The sequence below is a fragment of the Pseudoalteromonas sp. SWN166 genome (assembly GCF_015864485.1).
GTDB lineage: Bacteria > Pseudomonadota > Gammaproteobacteria > Enterobacterales > Alteromonadaceae > Pseudoalteromonas.
On the sequence record NZ_JADYXB010000006.1, the window covers coordinates 1 to 14665 of the forward strand.

The 14665-nt window shown below is 38.8% G+C and carries 16 protein-coding genes and 1 pseudogene; 10 read left to right on the plus strand and 7 right to left on the minus strand.

Annotated elements, in window-relative coordinates; translation table 11 throughout:
* Positions 1-85: 85 nt before the first annotated feature.
* The gene (locus tag I6F49_RS04980; protein ID WP_197178840.1) at positions 86-655 is read right to left on the minus strand and encodes a hypothetical protein; all 570 of its coding nucleotides are present in this window, start codon (positions 653-655) and stop codon (positions 86-88) included.
* A 246-nt stretch (positions 656-901) separates the two neighbouring features.
* Here I6F49_RS04980 and I6F49_RS20315 point away from each other — a divergent pair.
* Positions 902-1039: pseudogene (locus I6F49_RS20315) on the plus strand (DUF6363 domain-containing protein); the annotation flags it as partial.
* Positions 1040-1048: 9 nt separating this feature from the next.
* Here I6F49_RS20315 and I6F49_RS04985 read toward each other — a convergent pair.
* From I6F49_RS04985 to I6F49_RS04995, 3 genes are read right to left on the minus strand one after another with little or no spacing between them, the layout of a single operon-like run.
* A complete protein-coding gene (locus I6F49_RS04985; protein ID WP_197178842.1) occupies positions 1049-1294 on the minus strand; it encodes a hypothetical protein in 246 nt (81 codons plus the stop codon).
* Positions 1291-2886, minus strand: a complete 1596-nt coding sequence (locus tag I6F49_RS04990; protein ID WP_197178844.1) for a PepSY-associated TM helix domain-containing protein — start codon at positions 2884-2886, stop codon at positions 1291-1293. Before I6F49_RS04990 ends, I6F49_RS04985 begins: the two co-directional genes overlap by 4 nt.
* Positions 2883-3170, minus strand: coding sequence for a hypothetical protein (locus I6F49_RS04995; RefSeq protein WP_197178846.1), 288 nt, complete (start codon positions 3168-3170; stop codon positions 2883-2885). The genes I6F49_RS04990 and I6F49_RS04995 overlap by 4 nt, the downstream gene beginning before the upstream one ends.
* 236 nt (positions 3171-3406) lie before the next feature.
* Between I6F49_RS04995 and I6F49_RS05000 the strand changes: the two genes are divergently transcribed.
* The 5 genes from I6F49_RS05000 to I6F49_RS05020 all read left to right on the plus strand — a co-directional run bounded on the left by I6F49_RS05000 (position 3407) and on the right by I6F49_RS05020 (position 7463).
* Positions 3407-4177, plus strand: coding sequence for an undecaprenyl-diphosphate phosphatase (locus tag I6F49_RS05000; RefSeq protein WP_166421771.1), 771 nt, complete (start codon positions 3407-3409; stop codon positions 4175-4177).
* 15 nt (positions 4178-4192) lie between these two features.
* Positions 4193-4414: a penicillin-binding protein gene (locus I6F49_RS05005; RefSeq protein ID WP_165729518.1), complete on the plus strand. Its 222-nt coding sequence runs from the start codon at positions 4193-4195 to the stop codon at positions 4412-4414.
* Between the two features lie 215 nt (positions 4415-4629).
* Complete coding sequence (locus I6F49_RS05010) at positions 4630-6651, plus strand: GAF domain-containing hybrid sensor histidine kinase/response regulator (protein WP_197178848.1); 2022 nt, start codon at positions 4630-4632, stop codon at positions 6649-6651.
* A 38-nt stretch (positions 6652-6689) separates the two neighbouring features.
* Positions 6690-6950, plus strand: a complete 261-nt coding sequence (locus I6F49_RS05015) for a hypothetical protein (protein ID WP_197120134.1) — start codon at positions 6690-6692, stop codon at positions 6948-6950.
* 57 nt (positions 6951-7007) lie between these two features.
* The gene (locus I6F49_RS05020) at positions 7008-7463 is read left to right on the plus strand and encodes a PH domain-containing protein (protein ID WP_197178850.1); all 456 of its coding nucleotides are present in this window, start codon (positions 7008-7010) and stop codon (positions 7461-7463) included.
* 126 nt (positions 7464-7589) lie between these two features.
* On the opposite strand, the gene ahpF is transcribed toward I6F49_RS05020, so the two are convergent.
* Together ahpF and ahpC are read right to left on the minus strand one after the other, a co-directional pair.
* The gene (ahpF, locus tag I6F49_RS05025; RefSeq protein WP_197178852.1) at positions 7590-9170 is read right to left on the minus strand and encodes an alkyl hydroperoxide reductase subunit F; all 1581 of its coding nucleotides are present in this window, start codon (positions 9168-9170) and stop codon (positions 7590-7592) included.
* Positions 9171-9324: 154 nt separating this feature from the next.
* Complete coding sequence (gene ahpC / locus I6F49_RS05030) at positions 9325-9894, minus strand: alkyl hydroperoxide reductase subunit C (RefSeq protein ID WP_007581822.1); 570 nt, start codon at positions 9892-9894, stop codon at positions 9325-9327.
* Positions 9895-10176: 282 nt separating this feature from the next.
* Here ahpC and I6F49_RS05035 point away from each other — a divergent pair, with 282 nt between their 5' ends.
* The 3 genes from I6F49_RS05035 (at position 10177) to I6F49_RS05045 (ending at position 11881) form a co-directional block, all read left to right on the plus strand.
* Complete coding sequence (locus I6F49_RS05035) at positions 10177-10596, plus strand: DUF3429 domain-containing protein (protein WP_197178854.1); 420 nt, start codon at positions 10177-10179, stop codon at positions 10594-10596.
* A 67-nt stretch (positions 10597-10663) separates the two neighbouring features.
* Positions 10664-11062 carry a hypothetical protein gene (locus I6F49_RS05040; protein WP_197142305.1) on the plus strand — a complete coding sequence of 133 codons (399 nt, stop codon included), beginning with the start codon at positions 10664-10666 and terminating at the stop codon, positions 11060-11062.
* Between the two features lie 3 nt (positions 11063-11065).
* Positions 11066-11881: a class I SAM-dependent methyltransferase gene (locus tag I6F49_RS05045; protein ID WP_197178856.1), complete on the plus strand. Its 816-nt coding sequence runs from the start codon at positions 11066-11068 to the stop codon at positions 11879-11881.
* 27 nt (positions 11882-11908) lie between these two features.
* Here I6F49_RS05045 and I6F49_RS05050 read toward each other — a convergent pair whose 3' ends face one another.
* On the minus strand, positions 11909-13513 hold the full coding sequence (locus I6F49_RS05050) for a GMC family oxidoreductase (protein WP_197119663.1): 1605 nt from the start codon (positions 13511-13513) through the stop codon (positions 11909-11911).
* A 102-nt stretch (positions 13514-13615) separates the two neighbouring features.
* Here I6F49_RS05050 and I6F49_RS05055 point away from each other — a divergent pair, with 102 nt between their 5' ends.
* Positions 13616-14635: an AraC family transcriptional regulator gene (locus I6F49_RS05055; protein ID WP_197178864.1), complete on the plus strand. Its 1020-nt coding sequence runs from the start codon at positions 13616-13618 to the stop codon at positions 14633-14635.
* The last annotated feature ends 30 nt before the right edge of the window (positions 14636-14665 follow it).

Below are 14665 nucleotides of genomic sequence, written 5' to 3' on the forward strand. Positions count from 1 at the left end.
ATCAACGGATATTACAACAACGTTAGGCCGCATCATTATAATGCCGGTTTAGCGCCAAATGAATCTGAGGTTAGATATCAAGATTCTAAAACTGTGGCCAAATTTTATTGACCACTACAATCATATGCCAACCAAGTTCGCGTACTTTACTATACCAAGGCGTAAGAAAGCCGCCGTCTGTTACAATATAGACACTAGGATGTCGTCCAAGCACTTCATAAAGTTCATCTAAAAACAGGCTGTTGGTTGCTGGGCTATCAAAATCCTTCTGCTCAACAATCATGTTATAAATCACGATAGAGCGCCCATCCACAAGTAAGCTTGCTCTCAGTAAGTGATAGTCGTGACCACAGGCACCGCTCCAGTCAACGGCAATTGCAAGCATGGGTAAAGAGTCAATAATAGGATGAGCTAATGCTTTATAGATAGCGACCCTTTCATTGTAGAGGTGAGTATTTTTTAAGAAGCGATCAACGCGTTTTATTTTATGTTTTACATCCACAGCGCCAGACAAATTTCTGCCGATTTCAGTTAAGGTAAGTTTATTGCCCGAAATTAATGCATTGCTGCAGCTTAGTAATGTTTTTACTCTAGCATTATTGAATGGCGCTAATGCATGTTTAAAGTACTTATGGCAAACTGATGTCTCAGGCATAGCAGTTGTGACTTATGTGGGTTGTGGTGATTTACATAAGATCATAAATTGCTGTGCCTGTCACGTTTTGGGGATTCGTCAGCCCAAAGGGTTCTTTCTAGGGACGATTAACTCTTTGTTGCTCGGTTTTTACTTAGCCCACTAGGTTACAAACCTCGCGCCGCGATTTAATCGCCCCTAGATTGAACAAATTTCAATCCACAAAGATCAACACGCCCTAGTGACTGCTAAATCAATATTATTGCACCACCGGCNGACTGCTAAATCAATATTATTGCACCACCGGCTAATTTTAAAGTTGGGCGTACCACTAAAAAGTTTGAAATACTCAATAGTGGTTACAACATAGGAGTTGATACTGCTAAGGCCTTTTTAGCTAAATAACTGTATTCTTTACTCTAATAATTGCGGTGCTTTACCCGCAATAACTGCAGTTAGTAAACCCGCTAACATGGCTCCCACAACGGTGCATATTACACCGCCTAAAATACCATAAACACCTATAAAGCATATCAGTGCTAAACCAAATAGCGGCGCACTTAAAAGTATTTTGGTTGGTATTGCGAGTGTATTTTTTCGTATGTTAATCATCATTAATAATAAACTCACCATCGCAATTATAATTAGTAACTCGTTCATGCGGGTTGTACCTCAACTTGTAATTTTTGTGTGTTTTTTATTTTTAAGGCAACAAATAGACACGTAACACCCACCACCATAAAGCTTATATCGACCACCGCAACAAGCGAACTATTAAAGTTAACAACATTGCTCGCTCCAAATATAATGTTAAGCGGCAGCACTACAGCAAGCGAAGCGCCGCATAGAAAAAGAGTCAGCTTAAAATAGTTTTTATAATCGATAGGCAATGCACTTAAAAGTAACCATCCCAACCAGATATAAAAAAATACAGGACCAAAAAAGCTATTTTGCGCCACACCAACAACGCTATAATTAAGTACAACTTGCACAGGAAATAGCACAAAGCTTGCTAATACCAAACCGCCACAACTGCCAATAATAAAACGATTCCAGCGTGCATAGGCCTGCATACTCAGCGATGGGCTACTGCCACGCGTACGCTTTGTGAGCCACATCATCATGCCCGAAATAGGTAAAAGCGCAGTACTTAAGCCAAGTAATACCCAGAGCAGTTTTACAAACACTCCTGCAAAGTTCCCAAAGTGCAGCGGAAACATCAACTCAATTACTTTTATCGAAACACCTGAAATATCACCAAAACTACTCATCGACTGCACAAACTCACCATTGCCCTGATAATGCAGTAACTGAGAAGCAACAGCCTCGCCACCTAACAAACGCAAATATACCTGCGCGTTCGCATCGTTATGCGCCATTATTGTGACATCTCTAATTATTGCTTTAGGGTAACGGCTATGAGCATGCTCTAAAATAGTGTCTATTTTTGTAGGTTGCTTAATGTGGCTAACTACAGGCTCAGGAATGGCGGTAAACGTTTCTATTAACTTATCTTGATCGCCACCAAAGCTCACAAACGCAGCTGCTGGTAGTAAAATAATGGTCGCGAGCCCTAAAAATGATCCTGTAAAACCAATCACAATGTTAAATACGCTGCCCCAAATACCTATAACCTTATGAGCATCGCTCACTGCAATATCTAACCCTTTATCTCGCCTAAACGTAAAGAGCTCTTTTATCAATTTGCGATGAATAAACAAGCCTGTCACTGCACTTACTAAAAGCGTTAAACCTAAAAACCCAGTGAGTATTAACCCAATTGGTCGCCCTAAATGTAAATCTGCATGAAACTCGCCTATATAAGTTGGCGCATCCGTTTTTTTATTGGCGTAAAACTCTGTACTAGGTCCATAATAGGTATTTTCCAGTGCCAATGTATTGGGATGAAATTGAAATACTCTGGCCACCTCTTGGTCGTAATTTTCATCGCCATGGTGAGATTCAAATACCAACGTTAATAAATGAAAGTTATGCCCACTGGGTAAAAAAACATGAATATTTTCGCCAAATTCACTAGGCACCTGTTTATGGTATTCATTTACTAATCGGTTAATTTGCGCGCTGGCAACGTGTTGGCTAGATTGTAGTTCTGGATTAGCCCATATTTTTAACTCAGGGCGCGACAGCACCGCTAATGCCCCACTAAATGCGACAATAAATAGCAGCACAGCAGTAATAATTCCTACCCAGCTATGTAATAAAAATAGCTTTTTTAAAGTAATCGACTTCATCCCTGCCCCTGCGTTAACGCCCAAAAACTCAATAAACCATGTGATACACACAATGCAATCATCACAGCAAAAGGTTGCCATACTTTTTGCGCCAAATACGCATAAATAAACAACGCAGTCCAAATAACAGGAAAAAGTAAAATAGGCAGTAATATTTGTTCATTCATTTTAAACGGTAAATAGGTTGTCATACCCGGAATCATTATTACCACAGTAACTAGCGCTAATACACACGCAATTAAGTGCCTTCGGCGTGTAGCTGTAAACGTTTTTTTATTATTCATTATTCGCTCATTAAATTTGTCCAAACATATACAAAGCGGTACATGCAAATGATAACAATTATCATTATATTGTGCATTTAATATTTAATGCAATTTATTAAACAAATTAAGTCTAAAAACACTGTTGGTTTGCCTTAAGAGCTTTTATGCTACGCCTCGCAATTTAGGTACGCAGTAATGCGTCATTTCAGTTAAGCCGAGTTCGGGCTTTTTAATTTTTCAGGAAGCAGTAAACCGTGGATATAATTAACGCGATTATTTTAGGTATTATTGAAGGTATAACAGAATTTTTACCCATATCATCAACTGGACACTTAATTGTAGCGTCAAAGTGGTTAGGCATTGAATCAACAGACGCTAACCTCGCCTTCGAAGTAATTATCCAACTTGCCGCCATTTTAGCGGTACTTGCAAACTATAAAGACAAGTTCAGCCCTAAACATTTTAATTTATGGGTTAAAGTTGCCATTGCATTTATTCCCTTGGGTATTATTGGCTTTATATTTAGCGATGTAATAAAAACACTGTTTAGCGTACCAATAGTAGGTGTTATGTTTATTGTAGGCGGTGTGATTTTTTTACTATTAGAGCGCAGTTATAAAGAGGCTCACTGCACAACTACCGATGTAACCCAAGTTACTTATAAACAAGCTCTTTGGATTGGCGTAGCACAAGTATTTGCGTTAATTCCAGGGACTAGTCGTGCTGGGAGCTCTATTGTTGGTGCCATGTTATGTGGCTTAAATCGAAAAGCCAGCGCTGAATTTTCATTTTTACTTGGTTTACCTGTACTTGCAGCAGCCTCAGGGTACGACTTACTTAAACATTACCAACTGTTTAGCTTAGATGACCTAACTGCCCTTGCTGTGGGTTTTATTACCTCTTTTGTTGTTGCCTATTTTACTATTAAACTGTTTATTCGATTTTTAGAAAACTTCACTTTTGTAAGTTTTGGTATTTATCGTATTGTATTTGGTGTTATTTTATTAACCCTAGCTTACATTTAAAATTCGAGGAAAATCATGAGCGAAAAAATAAACGAAGAAGCACTCCACGCACTTAAAATAGCCTTTACGTATATGCCTAAAGCTATTGAAGTTACAAAGTACGAATATGGCGAACGCTACCAAACAGTGCTTGATCACATAGAAGCTGTACGCGAAACATTGCTTATTAACGATGTAGATCCAGAAGAAGTGGGCGGCGATATCAACCCGCAATATACCCCAAATTCAACGTATTAAAAGTATACCGCTGAGTATTACATGCTCGGCGATATATACTACTTATTAATAAACCACCAACTTAGTTCATAAAAACATATGGTTATAAATTTAAATACATATCAATTTTAGTTATTACTTATTAAAACTGCTAAACTGAATTTTAAACTAATAACAACGCCTTAACTGGCTTATGTATTATATATATTGAACAAAAGCTTACGGGGTGTTTTCTTTTGAATTTTTTACGACGTTTTCACGATATAGTTTCGAATCAATCGCTTGATTTTGAAAGTAAAATTAATAAGCTCTTAGTGTTTGGGTTAGAAGTGTTTGACCTAGAGCTAGGTATTATTAGTAAAGTAGATGAAAACAGCTATACCGTTTTACATGCCATAACCCCCGACAACTCGCTTTTGCCCGGTACCGTGTTTGAATTACAAGGCACCTATTGCGTACATACGCTCGCTGCAGGCTCTGCACTTGCCTTTCATAAAGCATCTCAAAGCGCAATTGCAAACCACCCCTGTTATATCAATTTTCAGTTAGAGTCTTATATTGGCGCGCCAATAAAAATTGGCGAAAAAATATTTGGTACCGTTAACTTTTCATCTGCAAAAGACTCCCTCGCTTTTAATGATGACGCATACGACTACATAGAACTTCTTGCACAATGGCTAGGCTCAGAATTTGCTCGCGCCCAAACTAAAGAACAATTAATAAAAAATAGTAATACACTACTAAAGTTAGAAAGCGTTGCAAATATAGGCACTTGGGAAGTTGATCTAATCTCCGATAAAATTACCTGGAGTGAACAAACCTACCTCATATATGAAGTGGGTGAACAATTTCAACCGCAAATGAATTCTGCAATCGAGTTTTATAAAGAAGGTCCAAGTCGTGAAGGCATAACACGCGCGGTAGAATTAGCCATAGAAAAAGGCAAAAAATGGAATCTAGAACTAGAAGTAGTAACCGCTAAAAATAAACATCTATGGGTAGCTACTTTTGGTGAGGCCGAATTTGATGAAGGCCGATGTGTCCGATTATTTGGCACTTGCCAAGATGTAACCGAATCAGTAATGCTCCGAGAAGAGCTTAAACAAAAACAAGCCCAAGCCGAGCGCCTACTTGAAGACAGAAGCATGCTATTTGCTAAAATCAGCCACGAATTAAGAACCCCTCTTAATGGCATTACAGGTATGCTAACTACATTAGTTGATGAACACAGTGAAGAAGTTCGCGCTGAAAAAATTAAAATAGGCCTTAGAAGCGCCGATATTTTACTTAGTATTATTAACGAAGTGCTCGATTTTTCTAAAATTAATCATGGTGAGCTAAAGCTAGAACCTACTGACTTTTTATTAAAAACAATTTTTACCGATTTAACGTCTTTGTATACACCTCTATTTAAAAATACGCATGTAACGCTGCAAGTAAATAATACAATTGATGATAACTGCTGGGCGTTTAGCGATAACACACGCCTTAGCCAGATTGCTTCTAACTTACTGAGTAATGCACTTAAATTTACTGAAAATGGTTCAGTTACACTAAACACCAGCCTTTCTAAAGTAAAAGCTAAGCTAATTTTAAATATTGAAGTGTCTGATACTGGCCGAGGAATGAGTAAAGGCTTTTTAGAATCACTGTTTTCTCCTTTTTCTCAAGAGGTCGACGCTAAAAACTCAAAAGGTGGCACAGGCCTTGGGCTTGCAATAGTAAAAGAGCTTGTTGAATATATGGGCGGTACAATAAAGGTAAACAGTACACCTAATAAAGGCACTACGTTTTTAGTAAATATTCCTATTGAACAAGGGGCAGAACAAAAACAAGAAAGTCTTAAATCAACGTTAGATATCAATGGCAGTGAATTATCAGTGCTTGTAGTCGATGATAACGACATTAATAGGTTGGTACTTCATGCCTCTTTAGGCAAACTTAATATTAAAGCAGACTCAGCAGTAGATGGCCAAGATGCTGTATTAAAATGTCGCCAAAAGCATTATGACCTTATTTTTATGGACTGCATAATGCCCATACTCGATGGATTTGAGGCAACAAAGCAGCTTAGATCAGAAAAAATCTGCTCGCATGAAGAAACCTACATAGTGGCTATAACTGCTAATACTTCATCACAAGACAAACTTGCCTGCAAACAAGCCGGTATGGATATGTTTATATCAAAACCGTTTAAACTACCCATACTTGAAAAGGCAGTTATTAACGCGCTTGAGCATACAGCTAAAGTTAGCTAACCTTTATAGCTAACTGATTGGTTAAATAAGGATATAAAATGAAAAACATAATTAGAACTGTATTACTAACAGTGCTTATTGTTGCAATATTTAAAGGCGTTTCAACTGACCAGTGGGATTCATCAATAACCGTTGTAATCGTATCGGGTATTTTGTTTTTAGTTACGTTCATAAGTGCTAAGTCATCACGTGGTTCATCTGCTTATACTGGGAGTGACTCTTCAGTTTATTCTAGTAGCAACTCATCTCATTCCCATACAGATTGCGGCGGTGGTGATTCTGGTGGTGGATGCGATTAGTTAATACGCTTCTTAATATTCGTATTTATATAGAACAATATTTATAGAGAGAGTATTTTGCCTAAGATTAAAATTGCTAAGTTCTGGCGCTCGATCGAAGCATTAGGAGAAATTGGTGCTCGAATCCTTGGCCTAGGATTAGTCTATCTGATTTTCTCATTTATAGGACAAGAATTAATCGGTGAGCAGTTCAAAAATGATGTCCTACTAAGCTTAGTCGTTTTACCTGCAATTTATGTCCTGAAAGATTCTCATAAAATATTGGAAGCAGTTTTTGTAAAAGTTCTTACTAAAGACAATTCTATAACCGTATTTAGTGGAATACTCACAAGAAGAGAAGACAAACTAGGTTTCAAAAGCGTTGAAAATGTAGAGCAAGTCACAACAATTTTAGGTTGTATTTTTGGTTATTCAACCATATTTTTATATGCCTACGGTAGCTGGGTTAGAATCCCTTTTATTAAAGATCCTGAAAACCTCAGAGCTTGGCTTGAAGAACGTATACCAGATTAACCTAGTTTATAACCAGACATAAAAAAGCCGCCTTTGGAGAAGGGCGGCTTGGGTTAACAAACAGCTATGGGTGTAGCCTTGCTGTTATATCAAGAGAGTTTTTACTAAATTTTTTATTAAATAATGTTAAGCAGCGCTTTGATCTTCTTCGGTTTCATCGCTGTGACGAATTAAATAATCAAATGCGCCTAAGCTTGCTGTTGCACCACTGCCCATTGCAATAATAATTTGTTTAAACGGAGTATTGGTTGCATCCCCTGCGCCATAAATGCCTGGTAATGACGTTGCGCCTTTAGTATCAATCAGTATTTCACCAAATTTGCTTAATTCAAGGTCGCTGTCTTTTAACCATTCTGTATTAGGTATTAAACCTATTTGTACAAATATACCGTCAAGTTCAAGCTCTTTGCTCTCTCCCGACACTCTATCTGTGTACATTAAGCCTGTTACTTTTTTACCATTGCCTAATACTTCAGTTGTTTGTGCACTTTTGATAATAGTAATATTAGCCATGCTTTTAGCTTTACGAATAAGTACTTCATCTGCACGTAGTGTGTCTGCAAATTCAAGTACTGTTACGCTTTGTACAATATTAGCTAAATCAATTGCCGCTTCTATACCTGAATTACCACCGCCAATTACGGCAACAGGTTTACCCTTAAATAAAGGACCGTCGCAATGTGGGCAATACGCCACACCATGGCCGCGATATTCTTGCTCGCCGGGTACGTTCATTTCGCGCCAGCGTGCGCCAGTGGCAAGTACGAGCGACTTAGCTTTAAGTACGGCGCCATTCTCTAGTGTAATTTCGTAGCCATTGTTATAACCAAGTGCTGCTGCGCGCTGATTATGCATTACATCCACGTCGTATTCTTTAACGTGCTCTTCTAGCTGGGCAACCAATTTTGGCCCTTCAGTGGCTTTAATTGAAATAAAGTTCTCTATGGCTAATGTGTCGGCCACTTGTCCGCCAAATCGGTCGGCCACAATACCGGTATTTAACCCTTTTCGTGCTGAATAAATAGCAGCCGATGCGCCCGCAGGCCCACCACCAATTACAAGTACATCAAATTTATCTTTTTTGCTTAGCGACTCAGCTTGGCGCTGCGCACCTTTGCTATCTACTTTATTAAGTATGTCGGTAAGACTCAGTGCACCTTGGCTAAATGGTTCGCCATTTAAATACACAGCCGGTACAGCTAAAATATTTCGCTCTTCTACCTCACTTTGAAATAATGCGCCATCAATCATGGTCGCTTTAATATTGCTGTTTGTCGCTGCCATAGTATTAAGTGCTTGCACTACTTGCGGGCACGTTTGGCAACTTAAACTTATATATACTTCAAAGTTAAGTTCTTGAGTAAGCGATTGTATTTGTTCAATGTCTTCGCTTTTAGCTTTACTTGCGTGTCCGCCAGTATGTAAAAGTGCTAGCACTAAACTTGTGAATTCGTGGCCCATAGGTACGCCTGCAAACGTAATATGAGTGTTTTTAATAGGTGAATGTACAACCATTGACGGGCGACGCGCGCTTGTATCTGGGTTGTTCATTACCGTAAATTTATCGCTCAGTGAGGCTAAATCGTTCGCTAAGCTTTCTACTTCTGCTGATTTTTTGCTGTCATCCAAGGCAATAAGCAGCTCAACAGGTTGAGTAAGCGATTCAAAATGGCTTTTTAATTGATTTTTTATGTTGTTATCTAACATGGCTTAACCCTTTTAGGAAAATTTAAACAGCAAGCCTCCCATGCCAAATAATTCATGTGCTTAAACAAGTATATTGATATAGGAGGCATCAACAAACGGATGTTCGTTGATTTAAGGGCAGTTACCTGCCCTTATAGTAGGAATAAATCTATACTTAGATTTTACCAACTAGGTCTAGTGAAGGTGCAAGTGTGTCTTCACCTGGCTGCCAAGATGCAGGACAAACTTCACCGTCGTGAGTTGCAATGTATTGTGCAGCTTGTACTTTACGAACAAGTTCTTTAGCGCTACGGCCAATACCTAAATCATGAGTTTCGATAATTTTAATTTCGCCTTCTGGGTTCATTACAAATGTACCGCGAAGTGCTAAGCCTTCTTCTTCAATCATTACGCCAAAGCTACGAGTAATACGTCCTGTTGGGTCGCCAATCATTGGGTAAGTAATTTTACCAATTGTGTCTGACGTATCGTGCCATGCTTTGTGAGTGAAGTGAGTGTCAGTAGATACTGAGTAAACTTCTACGCCCATTTCTTGAAGTTGTGCGTAATAATCTGCAACATCACCAAGTTCAGTAGGACATACAAATGTAAAGTCTGCTGGGTAAAAGAAGAAGATTGACCATTTACCTAGAACATCTTTTTCAGACAATTCTACAAAGTCACCGTTGTGGTAAGCGGTTGCATTGAATGGTTGTAATTTAGTATTGATTAATGAAGTGCTCATGGTATTTCCTCATCTATATTTAATGTATTTAAAAAGTAATCAACGCTCTCGTTTAAAACGACCTTCTGCGTTGGCTTGGTTAATACAATAAGGCTAATGGATAATTAAATAAAATTGATTGTTTAGATTAAAACAATCGGTTTTTTGGATTGAACTATATAATCCCTGTTATCGTAAGCATTATTTGGATTGTAAACGCTGGCGAATTATTAAGATCGCTAATCGCAATACTGCTACAATAGCCGCGCTTCAAATAAGTCATTAAATATAAGGCACGCCGTAATGGAAAAATTTTTTAACCACATACAACTAGGTTACTTAGGCTTAATACCGTTTTTAGGGTGTGTGGGTTGGCCGCTTATGTTTGGCAGTAATAGCCTTAACTTAGAGTTTTTTACTTTTTACAGTATCGCCATTTTAGCATTTATGGCAGGTAGCTTGTGGCGCGCCGGAGAGCAAAGCTATAGCAATGCAATTAAAGCGGTATTACCTGTTATCCCAGTTCCATTTTTATCATTTTTACCTGTAGAGTGGGCACTGGCTTGGCTAGGTGCTAGTTTTTGGTTAGTACTTATATTTGAAAAAGCCACGCCGCAATGGAAAACCTATCATAAAGATTATCAAAAAATGCGTGTAGTACTTACCTCTGTTGTGTTTGTGTGTCATGTCCTTACTATCGGTATGAGTATTTACCCTAAATAGTGGCTGCAAACTTAAATATTGCGTGGTAATAAGGTAATATCCGCGCACTGCTATTTGAGGACACACCATGATTGACCAACTACGCCAACAACTCGACGAACTTGGCGAAAACTACGTAGAAAAAAACGCTGCATTTAAAATCAAAGTGATCCCATTTTTTTGTGCTATACGCATTAAAAAAGATCATAAAAGCGAAGGTCGTTTAAGCTTTTATTCAAGTCAATTACTCGAAATTTTCTTAGTCGTCTTATTTTTGCTATTCGGTTTAACACTCTACGATACAGATGCAGGATTTACCCACGGGCCTATTCATATTGCCTTTGCCATTTTAATTACCTTTAATCTTATTATTAAACAAATCGCAATCGAAGGATTAAAAACACGCCTTGCGTTTCATCGTTTACTTGCAGCACAGTCTCAAAAAAGTACGCCTGATGCTGATAACACACCAACTAAACCGCTTTAATTTATGTATTTAGATCCTGATTGGCGAATACTCACTGTTGGCGATGGCGACTTATCATTTTCGAGCGCCATACATAACAACGTAAAGCCGCACACATTAGTGGCCTCTACCTACGATGATGCAATCACTATTGAGCAAAAGTACCAAGACAATGCGCTTAACGATTTAAAAGCGCAAAACGTTGCCGTACTTAATAGCTTCGATGTAACAAACCCTGCGTGTTGGCAAACTCTAAGTGCAAATCAGCACAGCTTTGATGTGGTTATTTTTCAGTTTCCGCTTATACCTGCGTTTGTTGGCCGTGAAGCATTTGAAAACAACACGCGCCAAACCAGCATGAATGTACTTAACCGCGCTTTACTGCACCAATTTATTAAATACGCGAACGAATTTGCGCTTGATAAAAAGGGCCCAATGCTTTGTTACATAACCTCTAAAGACGTAAAACCGTATCGCGAATGGAATATAGAAGGCAGTTTAAATAACGGTTTAACTGCTAATTATTTAGGCCAAATCCCATTTGATATTAGCCATTTTGAAGGTTATAAAATTCGTAATGTTGACCGTGATAAACACGTAAAAGACACCAGCGGTATCACTTATGTGTTTAGCCCAAAGGGTATTGATGCACACATTAGCGAATTAAGTTCACGCCTTACAAAGCCTGCATATTTAACACCTAACCACTGCCCCCTTTGCCGCGTTGGCCCCTATATGGCAAGCGAGGACGAAACCAAGCATCTAAACGCTAAAAAGCATCAGCAAATGCTGCACCTTGAAAGCGATTGGCAACAATGGCTAAATGAGTTTTATAGCTAATTAATAGCCCTACTACAGTTTATTTAATTACACCTTTTCGTGTTTAATTAAATCAGCTGCTTTTTCAGCAATCGCAATTACCGGTGCATTTGTGTTGCCGGTAATAATGGTAGGCATAATCGACGCATCGACTACGCGTAAGTTACTTACCCCGTGTACTCGCAAATTAGTATCCACCACTGCCATTGAGTCCTGACCCATTTTACATGTCCCGACTGGGTGATATTCGGTATCTGCAGTTTGGCGTATAAACTCAATTAGCTGATCATCATTATTTATATCAAGCGGGTAGACCATTTTACCGCGTATGTTATCAAAAGCTTTGCTTTGCATAATAGTGAGTGTTTTTCTAAGGCCTGCAAGCATTACAGTTAAATCATCTGGATGGCTTAAGTAATTAGGGTCAATAAGTGGAGCACTACGCGGGTTGTTATCGGCTAATGTAATAGTACCTCGGCTTTTGGGGCGCATAATACTGCTGTGTATACTGTAACCATGCCCAGTGTGTAATTTACGACTATGATCGTCCACCAGCCCAATTACAAACTCTAGCTGCACATCGGGCGCTGGCGAGCCTTCAAATAATTTAATAAACGCGTGCGACTCTGCAAAGTTACTGGTTAATCGCCCTTCTCGTTTACTAAACCAATTAACACAGCCTTTTATAATGCTGGCAATGCCTAACGGGCTTATACCAAATGTTCCCTTACTTGTTTTTGATTTATAAAGTGGCACTACCGTTAAATGATCTTGTAAATTAGCGCCAACACCTTCAAGTACGTGCTTAACCTTAATGTTATGTGCACTTAACTGCTCTTTAGGGCCAATACCTGAAAGCATTAATATTTGCGGCGAATTAATAGCGCCAGCACTAAGTATTACCTCTTTTTTAGCACGTAAATTAATAACCTCTTTATTACGCTCTATTTGCACGCCTTGCGCTATCTTTTTGGTTATATTTATTTTATTAACGTGGCTATGGGTTAATACCGTTAAATTTGGGCGGTTTAAATGCGGTGTTAAATATGCTTTTGCTGCACTACAACGCTCGCCATTGTGTTGAGTTACCTGCGATAGACGTGCGCCGCTTTGCTCTTTACCATTTATATTGTCGCTTAAGTTAACGCCCTGCTCAGCACAGGCATTTAAAAAATACTGGTTTACATCGCTTGGGTTACTTAGCTCTTGTACATGTAGCAGACCCTTTGTCCCGTGCAGCTCATTATTTATAAACGCTTTATTGTTCTCAGCTTTAATAAAGTACGGAAGTAAACTATCAAAATCCCATCCCGTGTTGCCATTAGCCGCCCATTGGTCGTAATCGTACTTATTACCTCTTATGTAAACCATTGCATTAGTCGAGCTTGAGCCACCCAATACTTTGCCACGCGGCACAAAACCGCATCGGTTATTAAGCTCTTTTTGTGGCACCGTATTGTAATGCCAGCTATTTATGCCATAAGGCACACTCGCTGCTATGCCTGCTGGCATTTGCACAAATACACTGTTATCACTGCCGCCAGCTTCAATTAAGCACACACTTACATTTTTATCCTCAGACAATCGCGATGCCATAACGCAGCCGCCACTACCTGCGCCAATCACAATGTAATCAAATGTTGTATTGTTCATGGTGTACCTTAATAAAAGTTTTAAACGGCTTTTGCAGTAATAGTGCATAGAAAAATTCAACAAAACTTGATATTTTTAGACATCGTTTATTTGAGGTTAACCATGAGCAGCCTAATCAGAGCCACGTCATTACAAGGTATAGATACCCTAATTAGCGAATTTGGCGGCGATCCGCATGAAATAATGCAAAACTGTAATATTAGTAACGTTGACTTTAAAAATCTCGACAACCAATATTTACCTTATCGAGATTACGCTGAGCTTTTAGAATACTGTGCTTGTAAGTTCAATTGCTCTAGTTTTGGCCTTAAGCTCGCTAGTAGACAAAATTTTGATATTTTAGGACATATTGCAATAGCTGCCAAAAGTAGTACTAATTTAGGTGATGCACTTAATTGGGTTATTAAATACCTTCACTTGCACAGCCCTGCACTTAGCTTAAACTCGCACCCTTTAGAGAATGATAAAAGCTTGTTTTTATCATTCGAAATTAATTTAAAACCATTACCGAACATCAACCAAGTGATTGAGCTAACCATTGGTTTAGCATTGGCTGTTATTAAAAAGCTGAGTAATAACCGCTGCAAACCAATTAATATATTTTTGCCAAAAAAATTAAGTACTAATACTCGTGCCTATAACACTTACTTTGGTTGTAACGTTATAGAGCATCGCAACAGCGCTGGTATTGTAATCTCAAAAAGTGATTTAACTCTTGAGCTTGATCACCCTGAACTAAATAAAGTACAAGCGGCGCTAAGCTTCTTGGCAAAAAACAAAGAACACACACAACCATTGCCCAACCAAGTTAGTGCACTAATTAGGCCTATGCTTCCTATTTATCAATGTAGTAACCAAACTATTTCAGCTGCGCTGGGTATGCACCCGCGTACTCTGCATCGAGAACTTATCAAACATAATACGAGTTTTGTAAAACTTAAAGATGCCACTCGTCGCGCTTTAGCTGCACACTATTTAGCGCAAAACCAATTTACAATCTCAACCATATCTGAGCTTTTAGGGTATCAGGAGCAAGCAACGCTAAGTGTTAATGTTAAACGCTGGTTTGGGTGTTCTCCTAGGGCGTGTCGAACTTTGTGGATTGAAATTTGTTCAATCTAGGGGCGATTTAATCGCGGCGCGAGGTTTGTA